The sequence below is a fragment of the Vibrio sp. S17_S38 genome (assembly GCF_014694375.1).
In the GTDB taxonomy this organism is placed as follows: domain Bacteria; phylum Pseudomonadota; class Gammaproteobacteria; order Enterobacterales; family Vibrionaceae; genus Vibrio.
The window spans coordinates 41,579-60,552 of sequence record NZ_JAAUWW010000006.1; the positions used below are offsets into that span (position 1 = coordinate 41,579).

Consider the following 18,974-nt stretch of genomic DNA (forward strand, 5'->3'; position numbering starts at 1 on the left):
GGCGCTGTAGCTAGGCGGCAAATGAGCGAAGCCCCATGAGCATAGCTTGCCTATGTGATTGGGGTGAGCAAGTGCAGTCAACAACGCTACAGCGTCAAATACGAAGTAAAAAACTAGGCAAACGTAGCTTTGGATATCCCACGGCGATCCAACACTTTCGAAGTAATATCGTAAGTAATACGGAACTTAGCACCATCTGAGCTAAAGCCATCACCTGTCTCAAGCCACGGGTCCATTTGACCGTCTAGGAAACCCATAATGACCGAATCAAAATCTTTCGACGTTAAACCAATCGCACCATTCACCGTGTTCATACGCGCGGTCTCAATGACTTTATTGAACTTCTTATAAGCGGCATTCCACTCTGTGGGCTTACTTGCCGTGTTCAGTACCGCTTCTAACATTGAGGCATGGTCAGGGCTGGCCAATAAGAACTCACCACGCAGATCTAATGCATCGCCTTCACTGGTTGTCGCAGTGGCAAATGATTTATGCAACGCCATAATCAGGGCTTCATAATCCCCTTTAGCAATGCCGGTGGTTAAGTTGCCCCACTTATTTGCCGTGCCAGCTAGGAACACATCTTTACCATCTCCCATCTTGCCTGCCAAAATCGCATTGAACATTAGCTTGTCAGACAGGCGATAGCCAGATTGCATGAACTTACGAGGTAATTTAGACAGTAACGAGATTTCATCATTGATGATCGCTTGTCGAGTGATCGCCACTTCACGGCCAAAGGTAGCCAATTGAATTTTCTCACCCGAACCTTTGATGATGGCTTGTTTGTATTCACCATCTTCTGAAACCGCCATTAAGTCAGGCGCATCATCGACCATCACCAAATCAGTTTCTTTAAAGTTCGGTAGGTTTTCCGTGTTGGCGAGCTCACGCCACAATGGCGCACGAACTTTCGCTTCATCGCGCATTACCGTACGAACACCTTCGGTAATGATTTCAGCAAAGTCACCGGTATTAAATGCACGAGCAACCAATTCAGATTTGGTTGAACATAAGCTTGCATCTTTACCTACCGCAATCTCTGCCATATCCATTAACGATTTGAGCTTGTACGGGTTACCCTTTTCAATCTCACCAACACCACAGCGAGCATTCAAAGCATTTTGTAGTGAGTCTTTTACGATATTACCGTTACCAGCATGCACAGCCGTATTGGTTAAGTTGTTAGGAATATTACGCGTACCCGCACCAGAATATTCACCCAATGCAGTGAGGATTTTAGACGCTGCGACTTCTTCACTGCAGCTCATATCATCGAGCATTTCATTTAATAGCTCGTCTTTGATTTTATGCTGTGCGCATAAGCCACGAATAGCCGCTTGGCGAGCATTTTCTTTTTTCGCTGCAGCTTGCAGCTCAGGGTTGTCATTTGGTTTTGGCATGTTACTTACCTGTGTTGTTGGTTCACTTTGCGCATTCGCAGTGGGAACGGTTTTAGAAGATGCTGCGCTCGCAGCTAATGGGATTTCGTTTGGTTGGTTTTCCTGCTCAGGTGCAGGTTCGCTTTCAACCGGCTCTAGTTGGTTCAACAATTCTTTTGGTGGATGCTTAAAGGCTTTCAATGAATCCGCTTCAATTTCTTTTAAGCAATTCGAAAGATTGACCGCATCGATCACTTCATCAATCAAGCCGAACTCAAGTGCAGCTTGTGCGGTAAACCATGTTTCGGTTTCCATTGCCGCCAATACATCGCCTAGCGATTGACCACTGCGTTCAACATAAGCATCAGCAATGGTGTTTTTGGCGTTCTGCAGTTGAGTTAACGCACTTTGAATTTCATCTTCACCGCCCCACGCACCAATGGCGGGGTTGTGAATCATCAAAGTGGCATTGGCTGGCATCTTAATCGTGTCACACGCCATTAAGAAGTAAGATGAAATCGAAGCCACTAGGCCATCAACCACACCCACGGTTTTACCCTTGTGCGCTTTAATGGCATTGAACATTGCCAAGCCTTCGTAAACACTGCCGCCGTAGCTTTGAATACGAAACTCAACATCTTGGCTACCGACCGACTGCAATGCCTTGATTAAATCAATGGTTTCAATATCGTAAGAACCGATATCACCGTGAATCCAAACCTTAACAGGAGCGGATTCACCTTCATTTTTTAGCGTAAACCACGTTTTAGCTTTTGGTTGATTTGGTTTTGGCATTGCCGTCTCCATTATCTTCTGTATTTGGGCTATCTGAATATTGAATATCGCTTGCCACGTTATGAGCAGGATCAGCCGTTGAAACAATGTTCATATCATTCATGGCTTTGCGTTCTGCTTGAACTTCTCGGCGGGTCGCCAATGGATTAATGTTGCGCTCGCGTTGGTATGAACTGAGTGAGTTCAAACCAAGTCGAGTACCTTTTTCGATGCCTACCATTTCTTTAGCAGGATCAATCCAAGGCATAACCGGCGCTTGATAAATCGCATTAAGAACGGTGTCTTTATCCACGTCTTTAGGCACTCGCAATTCACCGTTTAAAATAGCGATTTGTAGAGCCTTGCGATAAAGCGGACGGGTCCAACTGGTCACGAATTTACGTTGCAAGATTCGATAACGCGCAAAGCTATCGACCAACTCTTGTCGTTGCGCTGAGTAGCTTCCATCGTAATGACGAGTCACCGCGCTGTTATTCACGCCACTGGCGGAACTGGCTAAACGCATTTGTGATTCACGAAATGGCGAGCTCATCGACTCCTTGCGGTTACTTTCAATAATTCCAGCATCTTCACCGGGCGCTAATTCAAAGCTGTTCCCCATTCCAAGGAATAAATCCCCATCGCGTTCTAAGTTATCACCATCACCATTACTGCCAGCATCACGCTTAATGTAATAACTAAAACGGCTGGCAATCTGCGCACTGATCCGCTCTGACTGGTCGTAATCTTCCAAGTCTGCAATCAAATCCAGCGTAGAGTGCAACAAGGTCACACCACGGTTTTGATGTAAGCGACGAGTGAACTTCAGGTGAAGCATTTGCTCAGCTTCGACCTCAACAAATTCAAACCCTAGCGAGTTCTTTTGAATCAAGTAGCTGATCGCCTGCCCTAGCTTATTGCGGGTGATCCCCTCAAGTTGGCCACGTTCAGGCTCGCTAATATGGTAAGGAATAAAATCTGGCTCAAACGGCTGAATCGCAAACGGGGTTTTGGTTGGGTATTCAACACCAGAGATATAACCCGAATACATACGGCCAAACACTTCACCATCACGCAACCAAGTGCGCGCACAAAGCCATTCGGTTTCCGCTCGGCTTAACTCCCCATCAATATTTTGATTAAGCGAATACAGCTCAAACCATTTACTGATCGCCTGTGAAAACTCAACATGCACTTCGCCTTTACTATCGAGTGGTTGAGGCTCAACCATGATCCCGTTTGCACCCACGACATTGGCACATAACTCATCTAAGATGGCTGTCACAAAAGGATTATTCTCATCCATGTGGCGAGCACGTTGCATCAACGCCTTTGCATCACGGTTTAATTGGTTAGCACTTTGCGTTGATTTCAGGTTGCGCTTTTTGGTGTGAGGGTTGGCAGGTAATGCAGCGGTATATCGGTTATATAACTTTCGCGCTTCGGCTCGTTTAATGCCTGCGCTCGGATTAAAGAAGCCTATCGTTTTATCAATGATATTACTCAAGGTAGTTCCTCCGAATCACACCACGCTTACGGCTTTCATTAGCGATTAAGTTCTGCAGACGTTTAATTTCACTTTGCACACTGGCCAAGTTCGCTAACGTCAGCTTTTCACCATACGCCGTTTCCACCGATTGGCTCAACAAGATTCGCTTTTCGGCTTCGAGATAAAACGCTAATCGTTCTTTATTCGTCATCCATAAATTCCTCTGGAGTGGTTATAGCGTTTCTTCTTTTTACGCTCGAAAACAGGCGACTGATCCGCATCAACCACATTGCTATTCAACTGCCAGTCTTGCGCCCAACTAGGAGGGTTATCCCAATTGATTTCATCACCGCCCTTGTAGTGCATTCCGGCTTCGGCATAACAACAAAGGTCGAATGATTCATTGCGCGTTTTATCCGGACATTGCCAATCACCATTTTCATTGATGTATTCTGCCGTCAGCTCATCGAACCAATCTCGACTGGCCCAACTCGGCAACCAAAAGAAACGCGAACCAAATTCCGCACGGCCATAACTGGCAGCCACACGGTTTTTTAAGCGGTTGGTATGCAGAATTAATAATGGAATTTCGCCATGTGCGAGTTTGGAACGTTTATCTGGGAAGCTTTCTTTCACCAAGTTCTCTTGATTGCGATTGCTTCCCCCTTTCACTAAACGGAATAAATGGGTTAAGCCTTTTCCTTTAAGCCGGTTATAAAACTGATACGCCTGATCGGTCACACTCGTCGCTTTGTTCTTAGCTTTTTCATTTCCTAAAGCACTCGAACCACCAGAATCACACAGAGTTAAATAAGGTTTCATCACACGGCCTGAACCGTCTGCCAATGGATAGGTTTTCTTGATCACTGTTTCAATCAACAAATCCCAGTCTTCGGCATAGATGGCAGGATTTACCCGTTCATTATTGCGATTCGGGTTAGTAAGAATTTCATAGCGATCAATAACCCATCTTTGCAAACCTTCACCAAAGACTTGAGCTTGCACAATAAAGCGAGGGTTAGACTTACCACCTTGTACATCAATAGACATAATAAGAAAGCGACCACCAACAGGCACGACAGCGCGATCATAAGGTGCTTGTTCAGCACGTTCTTGAAGCTCATGAGCACCTACATCATTACTTTGCGTTTGCAGAATATAAGGACGACCAACATCGACGTTAAAAAACGATTTCAGCGAGTCTTCATCACCGCTTTCGTCATAAATCTTTTGTGCGGTTAAATAGTTATAAACGAGGTTTTCCCAACTTTGATAAGAGGCAACCACTCCTTCAAACCAGAACGTGGCCCACTTCGATTGACGAATCTCTGACTCATCAAACACTTGCTCACCAAACTGGGTTACTTCACCTTCGCGGAACCAGCGCCCCGTTAAATTCAGGTCTTGTTTTTGTTTCTCATTCACTTCATGCGAACAACGAGGGCAAGTGCATACCGTTGATTTCGCTTTTTTCTGAAAGTCTTCTATCGAGTCATCCCATTTAAGCGTTTCAAATAAAGGCTGAAACCATGCATTGCAATCAGGGCAAAGCCAATAGAAACGACGGCGATCCCCTTGGTTATAAAGCTGAGCAATTCCGCCACAAGGTTGTGCCTCATGTTGGCCTAGCTTTTCCTCGGGTACCGGATGACGAACCACACGACCTGGAGAGCTTTCGGCCATTGCCATGCCTGAGCTTTTGGCATTCTGAATACGTTTAAGTAGTAATCGAAACTTACTCCCTTCTTCCCCCACACCATCATCGGCACGGTCATAATCAGAAATACCTGCATAGCGAAAGGTTTCAGCGGATAAGCTCGATTCAGTGGCAGAATCTAAGTTCAGGTTCATGCCATTTAAAAAGTGCTTATAGGTTAAGGTGTCGTCTGATTTTCGCCCCGTTCTTAGCTTGTTAATGTCTTGCGTAGCTGAAAATGCGCGAGATAAATCCTTTTTAGAAATGCTCTCGGCTTTCTTCTTGGTGGAGTAGATCAGCAACATATCGCCAGGCGCTTGTGTCACTGTGTAATTTATCCACCCTTCCACCAATGCTTTGGTTTTACCGCTACGTGCTGGCCCCATTAAAATTTCAGCTTCATAAATACGGCGAGATAAACTGTTCAACGGCTCGCGCATATAGGGCACTTGGCTCGATAAGAACTTAACTGCATCGGTACCATCAGAGATCCACAAACCATCATCAGCTGCTTCAACTGGTGTTTTTGATGTGGGCTTGCAAAGGTAAGCTAAATCTCGACGGGTTTGTGACGCATCAGCAAACTGCACATCTAAGCGAGGGTCGAAAGTATTCAAACTCATAATGCTTCCTCACCTATTACTCTTGCTCGATTTGTTCTGAAAGCGCGCCCAAATCAAAGTTTAATAAGCGTTCTAATTCTTCTAGTTGATGGGTAGTAACATCGGGGATCGCAGTTTCAATTCGGGTAATCACTTTGTCTTTAAATGATTTAATCGAACCAATTAGCGCACCGATTTCTTGTTCGTATTCCACTTTAGAAATGGTCTCGCTAGCTGCCGCCATTAAGTTGAGCTTTTCGGTTTGCGCTTGAATATACGCACGTAACTCAGCAGCTGTTCTAAAGCCCATTAGATCGGGCGCATCACTTTCTTTTACTGGTCGTTGGCATAAATACGGCGCGACTTGCACAACATCATAAAGCGGTGTTGCACCTTTGAAGGCAACAGGCTCAATACCTGCCGCTTTTAAATTCTTACGGATAGTTGAACGATGTTTACCAAACTGCTCTAACTCCGTGGTATTCCAAAATCGTTTCTCATTGTTCATTGTGTCCTATCCGTTATTAATAAATTGTTAAGCTGTCTCTCCAGCTGTCACGCCATCCTCTATAAAGAGTCGCCAATGCTGACGTTACACCATGTCCGTAGATACGACGGGGCTTGTTCCTTTTTGATTCGTTTTATGCGCTAAGGTAAGGACGCCTATCACGGCTAACACAAAAGACAGCGAGGAACCGACGCTTGCAGGCCACCTGGAAAAGTAAGCACCGAGAAAATAAAAACGGGCAGATGAATAAAGATACGGTGGACGACCACCCAAATGTGCAAGTGCATCATCTGCCCGAAACTGGTTATAAAAACTATTGGATGTGATAAAACTGGCGTAGCTGCTCTATTTGATTCGCACACGATCGCCAACTAGCATGCCAAATAGGATCACGCTCCACCGCTTCACCATAGGTTTTAGGCGGTTGATTAAATGGACGTAAGCAAGGGCTAATCAAATTGGGAGGCGGCTTGCGCTCTATCGTTTTGTACTGAGTCACCACTCTGGTATTGCTCGCGCATCCGCTCAGTAGCAGCATCAGGAATAGCAGTGTGAGAACATTCTTCATGTTGAATCACCGTTCTTACTTGGGTTTGAGTTTGCGAGGCTTGTTGCTGCAATTTATGGTTGTCTTGGTTGAGTTGATCCACCAAGTACTGATTCATATCACGCTCTTGCTTTCGCTTTTCAACCAAAGCCGATAACGCTTGGTTTTCTGCAATCACATCACCTAAGCGCTCTTTGATTAACTTGTTCTCAGCGCTCAATTTGTCATTGCGTGCCTCTTGCAAGTAATTAGCCGCCATACTGAACGCCAACAAAATCAAAAGAATGGGAGCAACCTTGGCAAGCATGCCACTAAATAAGCTCGAAATGAGGTCCATCGTAACTCCCCCTTTGTACTTCATCTTTGCTTGATCCGTTCTGGTTCCAGTCACCACCCCAACGAATCTTCACACCTTCTTCTTCCGCCGCTTTAAACATGGCCTCAGCGACTAACGGGCATTTATCCCACGCGCATTCACCATTCTCAATCGGCACCAAATCAGCTGCATGAGAATAGCCATCATCTTGAATCAAGTGTTTGCTGTTTAGCGTCCACGTTTTCTTAGGCGTACCATAGTAAAGCTCGTGCTGGCGCTCTTCCGCTCGCACTGTTTCCGACACAGTAAAGTCAACACCAACTATCTGAATAGCACGCTTCACCACGCGAACAAGATCAGGGTGACAGCCGCTTAAACGATTTTCGCTACGCTCACTTAAATAATATTGAGTCATTACTTTTCACCACTAATAATTTTTGAAGTACGGGTTTCAAATAGCGTTAATGCTTTGGTACCCATGTAACCAGACATGCCAGCCAGAAACCCAGCCAACGGGATAGGTGCTTGAATGTACCAACACAATAGCGAGGTCAGCACACCAACAAAGCCGGAAATAAATGCCTGAATGCAAGCATCACGAAACACAAAAGCCGAACTGCTTCGGCGTAGGTTAATAACGTAAGTCACAACACCACCCCACAAAGCCACTAAAATGAACAGTGCGTAAGCCAGCAAGCTATAGCCACTCGGATCTTTTTCTGGCATAGCCACCTCAAATTGCACTCTTGGTTTATAAGAACGAAAAAAAGCGCCTGCTTGTCTCGGTGAAGAGAAAAGCGAAGGCGCTTGAGAATCATCAAATTATATTGCCTAACTTATTTATTAAAGGGTTGGCTGCCCTACCTCATTCCTGCCACTCGGCCACATGCGGAATACGTCAACATCACATGCCAGATTAACGGGTAACAAGTGCTTCTGGTAACACTCAAATGTCAGAAACAAAAAAGCCCCACCGATTAGGTGAGGCTATCCAACGTGGTAATTGTGTACCAAGTTAGGGTGAGTGTCAATGTTCTACGGAAAATAAAAAACAACAATCACTGTATAAAAAAACAGTATTTAAGTGTAATCTATGTGATATGCGAAACAACAAAACCGATGCATTGCTTACTCATATACACTAGAATGCAAGGTACAAAGGTAGAGGGAATGATGAGAATAAATAAATTACAGTTAGGGGCAAGGCTATCACTATTTATCGTATCCTATCTCCCTCTATTTTTTATTATGTGTTTTGTCCAAATATACACATATAGTGACTATTTAAATTGGGGTGGCATAAACTACCAATCAATAATTACATTCTCTAAATACTTTGGAGCTGTCAGTTTCTTAATTATCCTTTCTTTATTTGGCATATTGGGATTAACTTTATTCTTGAATAACGTAAAACGAAGATGCCAAACAAGTGGGAGAACAGTGAAAGTATTAGATATTGAAAATAAAAATAGTGAATCAATCAGCTACCTGTTTACATATGTAATCCCTTTTGTATTTCAAGACTTATCAACATTAACCAATGTTGTTCCTATAGCAATCCTTCTTACAGTAACCGCATTAATTTACATAAACTCCAGCATGATACTTATCAATCCCACAATAAGTATTAAATATACATTATACCAAGTCAGTTACCTGGACATTGAAAGTCAAAAGACAAGGAATGGCATGTTCCTAACCACATCAAAATACTTAGAAGAAGATGACATTTTAGATATTGAAGATGTCGGACCAAAACTTTTTTACGCTGAAACAACTAAGGACTAATATGTTAAAACTAGAAGATCTTTTAGAGTATGCTGAACAATTAAAGGATGATAAAAAAGCTAAAGTGTCATTGTATTTTGTAACACGGCATCTTAAATCTGGCATGAATAAAAATGCAAAAGTTACAGATAAGCATGATTTCAAACTAATTAAATCCCCCATAGCGCCTGATATATCAACTTTCTTCAAGCAGACCCTTTCAAATCAAATCATTTCTCATGCGTCTAAAGATGATATTGAAATGAAGAATTACACTGTCATTGATGATGATATTGATAACAAGATTTACGCATATGCAATGAACAATGCCATATCTTTTGCTCAAGTCATTAATGAAAATATAAAGTCAGACAAAATCCCAGAACTCACTTCATTGACGGATATCCAGGATAACCTTTGGGCTTATTGCATTAAAGTTCAACAGGGTCCTAGCTTAACTTATTCTTTTCGGAAGATAAGCCGGGGGAAAGTAACCACTAATGAACCCCAGGATGTCTTACAACGTATTTCAGCTATGTTTGACAAATCTGGTGGAGAACTAAAAACCTTTGATGGAAGCGTGGTTAGTTTTGATGATAAGATCGACTGTATCTATATTGAAGAGCAATTTTATGTTTTTCATAAGAAAAGCTTTGAATCTATTGTAGGTCTTGAAGCTGAATTTACCGAAGCTGCACAAAAAACTTTAAATACAATTAAAGATTTTAATCTAGTTGAAGGGCTAGATATCATTGAAAAAGCAATCCTACACAAGCCATCATTAAGAAAAACTCTTGCTCATATTGCAGAAAAAGGCAATCACACCACATTGAACAAAGATGAAGTACAATCCATGAATGGAGTACTTCAAATGTTCCAAGGTGAAGAGTTTACAATCAACGGTGACGGTAAAATCGTTATAGAAGATGAAAAGCAGGGACGTAATTTCCTTAAACTGCTCAATGATTATTATAAGCAAGGGATGACTACTAAAAAATACTACGCAACAGATAGCGGAAGTCTAGTAAACCCAGCTAAATAAGTAAAAGCGCTCAAAATGAGCGCTAACTTCATCAAGCAGCCGCCTCCCTCTCTTCTTCAACCAATCTTTCCATCATCGCCAGCATCGCAGCCGTTCTTTGACCTAACAACCATTTAACTAACTCAGGTAACACGGGATGATAAGCCTTAAAACGTGAGTATGTGATCGGCAAGGTTTGGCAAAATACTGAAAAGCGCGTTTCCATCTCCCATTCAATGCGGCCATCGGTACAGCACATGCACTTACGAATATTACGATTCGAGTGACGACCTCGAACCTTTCCACTGCCATTGCATTCTGGGCAGATTCGGCCATTGGCGTTGCAGGCTTCCATGATTGCCGTGACGCATAACGCTTGTAATGCTTTGTCTGGGTAGGTGCCACGAAAGTCTTGCATTAAACGTTGTGCTTCAACCAAAGTGGATTGATAAAGTAATTTGGCACTGTGTTGATCACCTAGGCATTCAACGAACAACACCAAAAAACCTACTGGGGATTCTTTCCATGTGATCCCCACCATGGCGAGCTGTTCATCTAAACCAAACAAACCTTTACCACCTGCGGCTTGCATTGCTTCATAGTTAATGCCTTTTAAATTGAATTTGGCTAATAAGGTTTCTGGTTTCATGCGCTTGCCTCCATGCTTTCTTTTTGATCACTTTCTTCAGCCTCAATATGAATAGAACCATCACATTCATTACCAAACACATCCCAACCGGGTGTGGCGATACGAGCAAATAATTCAAGCCTTGGAACATCACCGGCTAACTGCACAATGTCGTCACGAAATTCATTCGGCTTTTCACTATGACGCCCTACCACAGCACGACGCACAGCACGAACGCTACGGCTCGCAGGTTTAAACTTGCCTTTAGTGGCGATAATGGCCGACTCAGATCCCGCTCGCGTGTAATAACCCATGCCAAAAAATGGATTGTTCTTGATGGTGAGCTTTTCCCACACAAAGCCATTCATGTTTTTAAGCGTAAAGCCCCACGCCTTAACCAAATCAATCGCTTCTTGTGGCATTGCACCTACCCACCACATAACAAGTAAACAATCATCTGCAGCAAGGTCTGCAATTGGCAAGGCTTTCAAATCATCAATGCTCATACAATCATAATGAGACGCTGCGCCAGAATTCATATTTCCACCGCTTTTCTTGGAATTAAACGCCCAAGGAGGATCGGCATAAATCACTTGGTACTTTTTATTCATGCTGCCCTCCCTGTTTTCACATGCGACTTACGATAACTATCCCACGTAAACGGTACCCACTGACCGCCGTTCTCCATCAATCGTTCTACAGCTCGTTCGCCTAAGCATTCCACCAATTCGCTATTGGCTAGGTTGGTGAGTACGCCCGTTGGTTTATCGGCAATGTAACGGTTATCAATGATTTGATTGAGCATGATCGCCTCGTTGTTGTTTCTGCGTTGCAAACCGACTTCATCCAGAATCAATAAATCTACTTGGCTTAGGTGTTTGATGATCTGCGTTTCGGTCACTTCTGGGTTTGGTTGGTATGAGTTACGCAATTGCATCATCAAATCCGACACGGTGATCACTACCACCGATTTTTGACGCGCTAACAACCCATTGCCAATGGCACAAGCTAAGTGATTTTTACCCGTACCAGGGCGACCGCTGAATACAAAATTACGCACGGCACCTTTGCAATACCCTGCAAACAAACTGCTGGCGATTTGGTAGGCTTGGCGTTGTTCTGCTCGCTCGGTGTAGTAATTATCAAACGCACAGTTCAGGTGCTTTTTCTTGATACCACAACGGCCAATCACGTTTTTAACTTTGGTGGCTTGGCACTGGTCGTACACTTCACGGCTAAGCTTGGCGGCTTCCTGTTCGTGAAAGGCTCGCATTTCTGCAACGGTTGTAAACTTGGGTTGCACATGTGCCGGCACACAACGTTGTAATCGTTCAAATACGCTCATAATCAAAAATCCCTTTTTTAAAAACCATCAGGCCGAGAATAATCCGCATCAGCCGCAGCGACTTGGTTTGCTAGCGGTACGTTAGGTTTGCCACTGCCACGCTGAGTCTTAAGCTCAAACAACCCAACCCATTCAAAATCAATCGACTGATCCACAATCCGCTGCTGTAGAGTCTGGTCACCTTGGCTAAGTTTGATGAGTTCATTCATAGCACGGCGTTCACCGCGAGGCGTTTTGAAAGGTTTTTTGACTTTGGCGCGATAATCTAACCATTGGGCCCAAGCGACTGTGTTGAGCTGTGCAGGTAATTCAGAATTTTCTAAACGAGATTTAAGAACAAGCTTTTTGCACGCGGTCTTTTTGTTAGTAGTCTCTGGTAGTCTCTGTGTAGTCTCTGTTTTAGTTTGTACAGATCCGCCATCACTGCTTGGCGGATTCGTGCAATCTAGTGTGTCGCTTTCCGCCATTCTAGTTTGGCGCATTCCGCCATACTGGTTTGGCGCTTTTGTACAATCTGGATTTGACTGTTTTTCTTGCTGTTTTTCATCCAATAAAGCGAGTAGCTTGGCATCGTTAATTCGGTAAAAAACACGACAAGGGACACCCTGCTTTTTCTCTTCCAGAATTCCTAAAGACTTGAGCTTTCTACGAGCGGTTTCTTGCTCTCTGCGGCTCATACCTGTTTCAGATTCCCATTCATCTTGAGTCTTGTAAAAGTAGCCAGAGGCGTTCGTTCTACGGCTCCAATATAGCGATTGACTCAAGAACAACGCACCAGAAATACCAAGGCCAAGCTCAACGAATGGACGGTGAAAAGCGATTGGGCGATCGAGTAATTCAATAAGGTTCATAGCACCCCCTTGAAATTCAATTTCCAAACGGGTTCATCTGTTACTCGATGAAAATCCGGTGTCAAAATACCTCGACGCTTTAAATCAAGAATAAGCTCACTGATCTCTTGCTCAGATGCTACGCACCATTTAGATATTTTTGGCAGAGAAATAGATACCACAGCATCAGAGCCACAGCTTTGTGCGAAATACATCACTACACACTTTTCTAGAGTGCTTCTAGCTTGGTAAGTTAACGACTGTAAAAATACATTAGCGCCCATCACACACGCCCTCCATTCTCAACCCAAAGGCGAGCGAATTCCTCGCGTGTGATTTCTTGCTCTGCTTTTCCATCAAACATCATGTAGTGGTCAACGCCACCTTTGATTACTTTATAAAGTCTCATTGCACATAGTCCTTTTTACTTTTTATATTGAAGATCGGTTTTGTGCGCATTGTGCTGGTCAGGCACGGCACAGATTTGCCATTCATTAAGCGGCTTTTTTGCTGCCTATTTTTTTGAAATCAAGGTTTCCAAATATTCCAAGATTGGCGAGTGAGACTCTTTCGCCTCTACGACTTCACGGTAAGCATCACGCAGCTGGTCAATGCTCGCGTTCTCACCTAATGAAATCACCGCTTGAAAGGCTTCTGAGGTTTCTTTGTTGTGGTCATGCAATAATTTATCTCGGTCGGCTTTGGTATCATTGGCACCAATCACGGCAACCGAAAACCCAAGTGGCCCTAAAAAGCGGTTTAGCATTTCACACGCACGTTGCGCTGGCATGGCGGTTAATATGGCAGGCAGCAAATCCAACATAGTGGCTTTGGCTTCAACACTGGTGCGCTCGTTATAGCGGAAGAAGTTTTGCCAGTTATTTTTATCATCTGCCCCAACCGGTTTTAATAGCTGTTTTGGTTGAGCATCTTCTTCATGCGCTAAATCCAGCTCGTGATATTTACGCGCCACTTTGCTAGTGATTGCATCTTTTGAAAGTTCACACTGCCAACTTTCAAGTGCGTTACGCATAACGGCTTTAAAACTTTTCATGTGTTATGTCCTTTGGTTAATAGGTAAAAATAATTACTGTTTGTTTGTACAGAAAAGCGATGTTCACGAATTAAGCAGCAACATGCTGTAACTTGTGGTTATCAGGTAACGTAAAAGCCGATGGGGTTAACTGCTTGTATTCGATGCCAGTTAATACATGTGCTTGTTCCATACGTCCGTATTTAGCAGGGAATTCACCTTGTTCAACCCATTTAAGAACGGCCTGATAAGAAACACCGAAGTAATCTGCGGTTTGCTTCATAGAGCCATTGAAATACTCATCAATGACCTTGGTAACGATATTAATTTTCATCCTTAACTCCATTACTAACTATTGGTTAGATAATTAAACACTAACTGATAGTTACATGTCAAACAGAATAGAATAACCATTGGTTAAAAACTTCGGAATCTAGATATGAATTACAACGAAAATAAAGCTCTAGAGTTCTCTAAAAGACTTAATGCTGCTTGTGATAAAAAGGAAATACCGGTTAGAGGGCGAGCTGGATATTTACGCAAGAAATTGCCGTTTGATATTTCTTTAGTTGCGATCCGTAAATGGTTAGTCGGTGAGGCGATACCTGACACTAAGCGGTTAGCAGATATTGCCGAGATCGTTGGCTCTACTGTAGAAGAATTGCTAGGTGGACAAGCAAAAGAAACGCACGCTACAAATGAAAGCGCACCTTCTTATACTGTAGAAAATACTCATTTTGTAAAAGCTCGGTTGGTGCCGTTAATTTCTTGGGTGCAGGCTGGTCAATTTTGCCCTTCTGATACTCAAGTCTTACCTCAAGACTGTGAAATGATCATGTGCCCTTCTCCCAATGCATCAGAAGAAACTTATGCATTACGAGTTGTTGGGGACTCCATGACTGCGCCCCACGGCAGAAGTTACCCTGAAGGTATGATTATTTTTGTTGATAAGAAGAAAGTGCCAGAAGTAGGCAAGCGAGTGGTTGCTAGAACTCAAAAGGGCTACACCTTCAAGCAATTGGCCGAGAATGAATATGGCGAATGGTACCTTAAAGCACTAAACCCACAGTTCCCGCCAATTGTTGAAGATAACATTGAAATTGATGGCGTCGTTATTGGTAGTTATGATCCTGAATAGGATTTCAGAGCCTTTTCTACATTAGGGTAAGTTCCGTTTAAGTAAAAATCACTTACAGGTGTTTTAGTGAACTTATCCTTATATTGCATTGCTTTTCCATTTGCCGCCCAAACCGTGTATTCCGTATCAGAATGAATCTGAACCCAGAATAAAGCATGGTTAGCCTCACTAGTTTTACAATCAATAAGCCAAACCGTTTCTACTTCATGTGTTTTACATGTTGCCTTAGCTATGTTGTCTTGAAATTCCCACCACAATTTATCTTTTGCTTGATCTACCGCTTTGGGTTGGCTGTTGCAGCCTGTAAGAACGATTAACAACAAAGCACCTAAAGCATACATTCGTTTTTTCATTAACTTATTTACCTATTTTAGTGGAGCTAAACTTTCCGCATGTACTAGAAATTTATTTGCTGCTTTACCTAAAATCAAAAAATTTGTAGTTGTTTTCTTTTTAGCTCTGACAGTCCATGGTTTTTGTTTTTCTCTCTTAGATTCAACAAATTCCCCAAGTTGCACATTATACGCGGATTCAATAATCCATTCTTCATAAGCAAGACTTATCGTTGATGTCTTTTTCAGATTCCCATTTTTAAATCGTTCAAATAACTCCAATGTAAGATCCTCTGCATTGAAAATAACCGACCAACCTAAGCCTTCAAGAGTATCTTTTGTATGTTCATACATTTCACTTAAAGAGGAAAAATCCATACTTTGAATAGGTACCTCTCTTGTTCTAGGCTGATGAAAATCCAAATTATCTATTTGAATTTTCTCAATTAAGAAGCTTTTCACTACATTGGTACTATAACAACGAGCCCTAACCTTGCCCGTCATATCATCATAACTAATCGGACCTATTTCTCTAACAGCTCCAGGTTGCCTTCCTCCATGATATGCAATCACAATCTTTTCTTTGTTTTCTATCGCACCAATTATCGCTGCTTCAACATTCATTTAAATTCCTATTTAGATCAATGAATTACTAATCCCTTATAACTCATCATGTTAATTGTTTTTTAGACCAATTTAAAAAAATACAAAATAAGTAACCAATAGTTATTGACAAAATAAAACAGAAACCAATACTATAACCAATAGTTACAGTTAATAAGGAAGATCAATGAACACACTCACTCTAAATGAACTAACAGGCGTCACCACTAGCCTTGCTATGTTCCGCAACAACCAAGACGAGCTGCAAGCGTCAATGAGCCACATCCCGGCTTCTGATCCAATTCACGCTAAGTTTTCTCATTTCAACGCTTTGATGCAAAAGCTAGACGATAACTTGGAAGTACAAATTCAACCCGAGTTATTGGAATTGGTACAAGAAGCCAATACCACCTGGCAACAGATCGACAACCGCTTAACTGACCACTAAGCCAAGCGTTAAACCCAAGCAAGAACTATGTGCAATGAGACTTTTCTCTTAATAAGGACAAATTATGCCAAACCATGTAACCACAATCGTTCAATCCGACTCTGCCGTAATAGAATCAATGCTTAACGGAGATAGATTAGTCGATTTCAATTTAATAATTCCCAAACACCAAGATTTAGAGCTAGGTAGTTCTTTAGGTATTAATTTGGCGGCAGAAAGCGCAGCGAATTTAATGTGTATGGAACCGACCTCTAATAATGAGCTTATTGCAAAATTGGAGTTAATTAATCGACTGAAAACCAATGCAATTGAAATGACAGATGAGTGCTTTGAACAATTTGTCCAAATGATGCGTAACAAGCGAAGTCATGGGTTTTACCATGTTATGGATTTTGCACGAAATGCTTGGGGTACAAAGTGGAATGCTTATGATCAAAGTGCTGAAATAAATACAGATTGTAAGGTTACATTCGATACTGCTTGGTCTCACCCTGCTCCAGTAATCCTGTTTATATCAAAAAAATTTCCGAACTCAGTAATCAAGGTTAATTACGCCGATGAAGATTTAGGTTCAAATTGCGGTTTTTACACCATTCAAAATGGCAATATCACTACACAAAATATTGCGCCTAATTATTCAGAACAAAATGAATCAGAAAAAAAATATTGGGCTGAATTTGCATTCAAAATCAAGCATCCAGATGGCAATCCAACTGATTGGGGAATGGATAAGGAATTTAATTACATAGAAGATTAACAAGAAAGCCCCCGCCAGTGACCAAACCGACAGGGGCTAACTATGTGCAATGAGACTTTTACATCTCGCTTTCAGTGTACCCCACGGCTGACCACCGTGCAATACGTTACCCTGAGTGTGAATGTTCAACCAAAACATTCAATTTTAAGGACATGTGCAATGGGCAAGCGGCCATTAACTCAAGCTGAACGTCAAAAACGTTATCGAGAAAATAACTCCATATTACGCATTGGTGTGTCTTCACAAGAACTCGAAAAGCTAAACGAAATCACCGAGTTTTACGGCTGGCCAAATCAAAGCCTTGATAACAGCCAAACCGTTCAACTTATGATTCTTCGCTTTCACCGTGAAGTGGAAACCAAGCGCAAGGAACTCGGAACCTGTAAGCATTGCGGAGAAGATTTACCCGCAGGATGCGCCAAGTTAAAACAAGGTGGTTTATTCAAAGGCGATTCAAATTGCTTTCACACCACCAACCGCTTAACGATCACCAACCTAAGTTTGGAGGCGACCAATGAGCATAATTAGTTACACCATCGCCTGCGCAGTTATTTATTTCATGGTTTTAAGGGGGAACAAAGACGATGCAAAGTAAAAAACACAGCTTGATTGAGAGCGTAAGCAATGTGCTGATCGGCTATCTCGTAGCCCTATTCAGCCAGCTGCTCATCTTCCCGTTCTTCGGCATCGATGTGTCACTGAGCGACAACGTATTAATTGGTTTGTGGTTTACCTTAATTTCTATCGTGCGTAGCTACACCCTACGCCGCTTTTTTAACCGCAAGCTACACAGTAATCCAATTGGGGATATGAGGTGATTTATGGCTATAAAGGAAGAAATAATAAATCGTGATGAAAATGGGTTTTGGACACACCGAAACTTTCCAGAGTTTGATGGTTGCGAGTATCCGACTAAAGAGCAAATCGATAAATGGTGTAGAGATAATTGTGTCACGTTCGAAACAGTTTGGTTTGAATCTGATGCCTCAGAAGAATTATACGAACGATATTTTGAAGAGGAAGATGGTGGCGCATGTGCAGAATGGCAACCGAAAGCCAAACATAAAGATGCGTTTCTATTTTCTATCCATGATACCGAAGATGGCCCAGTAGCGGTGTTTGCAATCCCAACTAATTTAAAGGTGAAAAATGACTAACTACAACACAACCGTATTCGATACGGAAACCTGTGGCATTGATAACGGCTCAATCATTCTGACTCTTTCAGCGGTAAAGTTTGACCGTCATGTAAACAAATTAGAACTCAACACTGAATGCGAGTTTCACGTTAACTTGAGTATTTCAGAGCAAATATTAAAAGGCCGCACTATCGAAAAAGGCACGATTGCTTGGTGGCAAAAGCAAAGTGACGAAGCTAAAAATGCTGCATTTTATGACGAACAAGAATCCGTAAAAGAATCGTTAGAAGAATTCTTTGAATTTGTAGAAGGTACTCAAGTTTATTGCCGTGGTACTGACTTCGATCCACCAAAGCTAGCGAGTCTATGCAAAGACTTTGGCGTAAAAATGCCAATCAAATACAACGCTTTTCGCGATGTTCGCACCTACATTGATGCATTAACGGATGGAACAAAGGGCTATATAGAAAACGATGAACCAGAAGGTTTTGTCGCCCATAACAGCCTTTGTGATTGTTGGCGTGATGCAATGCAGATGGTGGCGGCTAAGCAAGAGTTTTCAAGATTGTCGCTATTAATAATGCCTGAAAAACAATAACCCGCTACTGACCATAGTGGT

At 42.5% G+C, this 18,974-nt stretch carries 28 protein-coding genes; 9 read left to right on the plus strand and 19 right to left on the minus strand.

Translation table 11 applies throughout. The features are described 5' to 3' along the window. Nucleotides 1-113 precede the first annotated feature (113 nt). From HC725_RS06310 to HC725_RS06345, 9 genes are all read right to left on the minus strand, one after another. Complete coding sequence (locus tag HC725_RS06310) at nt 114-2,177, minus strand: ClpP-like prohead protease/major capsid protein fusion protein (protein ID WP_190330979.1); 2,064 nt, start codon at nt 2,175-2,177, stop codon at nt 114-116. Continuing rightward, nucleotides 2,149-3,663 (minus strand): phage portal protein, encoded by a 1,515-nt coding sequence (locus tag HC725_RS06315; protein ID WP_190330980.1) that lies wholly within the window; start codon nt 3,661-3,663, stop codon nt 2,149-2,151. The genes HC725_RS06310 and HC725_RS06315 overlap by 29 nt, the downstream gene beginning before the upstream one ends. Then, nucleotides 3,656-3,856, minus strand: coding sequence for a hypothetical protein (locus tag HC725_RS06320; protein ID WP_190330981.1), 201 nt, complete (start codon nt 3,854-3,856; stop codon nt 3,656-3,658). Before HC725_RS06320 ends, HC725_RS06315 begins: the two co-directional genes overlap by 8 nt. Further along, entirely contained in the window at nt 3,853-5,964 is a 2,112-nt protein-coding gene (locus tag HC725_RS06325; protein ID WP_190330982.1) for a terminase gpA endonuclease subunit, read from the minus strand. The genes HC725_RS06320 and HC725_RS06325 overlap by 4 nt, the downstream gene beginning before the upstream one ends. A 16-nt stretch (nt 5,965-5,980) precedes the next feature. Then, on the minus strand, nt 5,981-6,451 hold the full coding sequence (locus tag HC725_RS06330; RefSeq protein WP_190330983.1) for a hypothetical protein: 471 nt from the start codon (nt 6,449-6,451) through the stop codon (nt 5,981-5,983). Between the two features lie 313 nt (nt 6,452-6,764). Then, the gene (gene lysC / locus HC725_RS16900; RefSeq protein WP_446751354.1) at nt 6,765-7,019 is read right to left on the minus strand and encodes an Rz1-like lysis system protein LysC; all 255 of its coding nucleotides are present in this window, start codon (nt 7,017-7,019) and stop codon (nt 6,765-6,767) included. Continuing rightward, complete coding sequence (locus tag HC725_RS06335; protein WP_190330984.1) at nt 6,901-7,335, minus strand: DUF2570 family protein; 435 nt, start codon at nt 7,333-7,335, stop codon at nt 6,901-6,903. The genes lysC and HC725_RS06335 overlap by 119 nt, the downstream gene beginning before the upstream one ends. Beyond that, nucleotides 7,310-7,729 carry a M15 family metallopeptidase gene (locus HC725_RS06340; protein ID WP_190330985.1) on the minus strand — a complete coding sequence of 140 codons (420 nt, stop codon included), beginning with the start codon at nt 7,727-7,729 and terminating at the stop codon, nt 7,310-7,312. The genes HC725_RS06335 and HC725_RS06340 overlap by 26 nt, the downstream gene beginning before the upstream one ends. Continuing rightward, on the minus strand, nt 7,729-8,040 hold the full coding sequence (locus HC725_RS06345; protein ID WP_190330986.1) for a phage holin family protein: 312 nt from the start codon (nt 8,038-8,040) through the stop codon (nt 7,729-7,731). Before HC725_RS06345 ends, HC725_RS06340 begins: the two co-directional genes overlap by 1 nt. Nucleotides 8,041-8,484: 444 nt before the next feature. Here HC725_RS06345 and HC725_RS06350 point away from each other — a divergent pair, with 444 nt between their 5' ends. After that, nucleotides 8,485-9,102, plus strand: a complete 618-nt coding sequence (locus HC725_RS06350; protein WP_203219068.1) for a hypothetical protein — start codon at nt 8,485-8,487, stop codon at nt 9,100-9,102. Nucleotide 9,103: 1 nt separating this feature from the next. Further along, nucleotides 9,104-10,123 (plus strand): Kiwa anti-phage protein KwaB-like domain-containing protein, encoded by a 1,020-nt coding sequence (locus HC725_RS06355; RefSeq protein WP_190330987.1) that lies wholly within the window; start codon nt 9,104-9,106, stop codon nt 10,121-10,123. Nucleotides 10,124-10,154: 31 nt separating this feature from the next. On the opposite strand, the gene HC725_RS06360 is transcribed toward HC725_RS06355, so the two are convergent. From HC725_RS06360 to HC725_RS06390, 8 genes are all read right to left on the minus strand, one after another. After that, the gene (locus HC725_RS06360) at nt 10,155-10,751 is read right to left on the minus strand and encodes a hypothetical protein (protein ID WP_190330988.1); all 597 of its coding nucleotides are present in this window, start codon (nt 10,749-10,751) and stop codon (nt 10,155-10,157) included. Beyond that, nucleotides 10,748-11,341: an MT-A70 family methyltransferase gene (locus tag HC725_RS06365; protein ID WP_190330989.1), complete on the minus strand. Its 594-nt coding sequence runs from the start codon at nt 11,339-11,341 to the stop codon at nt 10,748-10,750. Before HC725_RS06365 ends, HC725_RS06360 begins: the two co-directional genes overlap by 4 nt. Further along, complete coding sequence (locus HC725_RS06370; protein ID WP_190330990.1) at nt 11,338-12,075, minus strand: ATP-binding protein; 738 nt, start codon at nt 12,073-12,075, stop codon at nt 11,338-11,340. The genes HC725_RS06365 and HC725_RS06370 overlap by 4 nt, the downstream gene beginning before the upstream one ends. A gap of 17 nt (nt 12,076-12,092) precedes the next feature. Continuing rightward, entirely contained in the window at nt 12,093-12,926 is an 834-nt protein-coding gene (locus HC725_RS06375; RefSeq protein ID WP_190330991.1) for a hypothetical protein, read from the minus strand. After that, nucleotides 12,923-13,189 (minus strand): hypothetical protein, encoded by a 267-nt coding sequence (locus HC725_RS06380; protein WP_190330992.1) that lies wholly within the window; start codon nt 13,187-13,189, stop codon nt 12,923-12,925. Before HC725_RS06380 ends, HC725_RS06375 begins: the two co-directional genes overlap by 4 nt. Then, the gene (locus HC725_RS16795) at nt 13,189-13,314 is read right to left on the minus strand and encodes a hypothetical protein (RefSeq protein WP_274601392.1); all 126 of its coding nucleotides are present in this window, start codon (nt 13,312-13,314) and stop codon (nt 13,189-13,191) included. The genes HC725_RS06380 and HC725_RS16795 overlap by 1 nt, the downstream gene beginning before the upstream one ends. Before the next feature lie 105 nt (nt 13,315-13,419). Next, the gene (locus tag HC725_RS06385) at nt 13,420-13,959 is read right to left on the minus strand and encodes a hypothetical protein (RefSeq protein WP_190330993.1); all 540 of its coding nucleotides are present in this window, start codon (nt 13,957-13,959) and stop codon (nt 13,420-13,422) included. A gap of 70 nt (nt 13,960-14,029) precedes the next feature. After that, the gene (locus tag HC725_RS06390; protein WP_190330994.1) at nt 14,030-14,272 is read right to left on the minus strand and encodes a helix-turn-helix domain-containing protein; all 243 of its coding nucleotides are present in this window, start codon (nt 14,270-14,272) and stop codon (nt 14,030-14,032) included. Between the two features lie 105 nt (nt 14,273-14,377). Here HC725_RS06390 and HC725_RS06395 point away from each other — a divergent pair, with 105 nt between their 5' ends. After that, nucleotides 14,378-15,076 (plus strand): LexA family protein, encoded by a 699-nt coding sequence (locus HC725_RS06395; RefSeq protein WP_190330995.1) that lies wholly within the window; start codon nt 14,378-14,380, stop codon nt 15,074-15,076. Here HC725_RS06395 and HC725_RS06400 read toward each other — a convergent pair. Next, a complete protein-coding gene (locus HC725_RS06400) occupies nt 15,061-15,429 on the minus strand; it encodes a hypothetical protein (RefSeq protein ID WP_190330996.1) in 369 nt (122 codons plus the stop codon). The genes HC725_RS06395 and HC725_RS06400 overlap by 16 nt on opposite strands. 12 nt (nt 15,430-15,441) lie before the next feature. Beyond that, nucleotides 15,442-16,032: a hypothetical protein gene (locus HC725_RS06405; RefSeq protein WP_190330997.1), complete on the minus strand. Its 591-nt coding sequence runs from the start codon at nt 16,030-16,032 to the stop codon at nt 15,442-15,444. A 166-nt stretch (nt 16,033-16,198) separates the two neighbouring features. Between HC725_RS06405 and HC725_RS06410 the strand changes: the two genes are divergently transcribed. The 6 genes from HC725_RS06410 (at nt 16,199) to HC725_RS06435 (ending at nt 18,953) form a co-directional block, all read left to right on the plus strand. Next, on the plus strand, nt 16,199-16,459 hold the full coding sequence (locus tag HC725_RS06410; protein WP_190330998.1) for a hypothetical protein: 261 nt from the start codon (nt 16,199-16,201) through the stop codon (nt 16,457-16,459). Between the two features lie 64 nt (nt 16,460-16,523). Beyond that, entirely contained in the window at nt 16,524-17,216 is a 693-nt protein-coding gene (locus tag HC725_RS06415; protein ID WP_190330999.1) for a DUF1281 family ferredoxin-like fold protein, read from the plus strand. 159 nt (nt 17,217-17,375) lie between these two features. After that, nucleotides 17,376-17,744, plus strand: coding sequence for a hypothetical protein (locus HC725_RS06420; RefSeq protein WP_190331000.1), 369 nt, complete (start codon nt 17,376-17,378; stop codon nt 17,742-17,744). Between the two features lie 56 nt (nt 17,745-17,800). Next, entirely contained in the window at nt 17,801-18,034 is a 234-nt protein-coding gene (locus tag HC725_RS06425) for a DUF7220 family protein (protein ID WP_190331001.1), read from the plus strand. A gap of 3 nt (nt 18,035-18,037) precedes the next feature. After that, nucleotides 18,038-18,373: a hypothetical protein gene (locus HC725_RS06430; protein ID WP_190331002.1), complete on the plus strand. Its 336-nt coding sequence runs from the start codon at nt 18,038-18,040 to the stop codon at nt 18,371-18,373. After that, on the plus strand, nt 18,366-18,953 hold the full coding sequence (locus HC725_RS06435) for a 3'-5' exoribonuclease domain-containing protein (protein WP_190331003.1): 588 nt from the start codon (nt 18,366-18,368) through the stop codon (nt 18,951-18,953). Before HC725_RS06430 ends, HC725_RS06435 begins: the two co-directional genes overlap by 8 nt. Nucleotides 18,954-18,974: the final 21 nt, after the last annotated feature.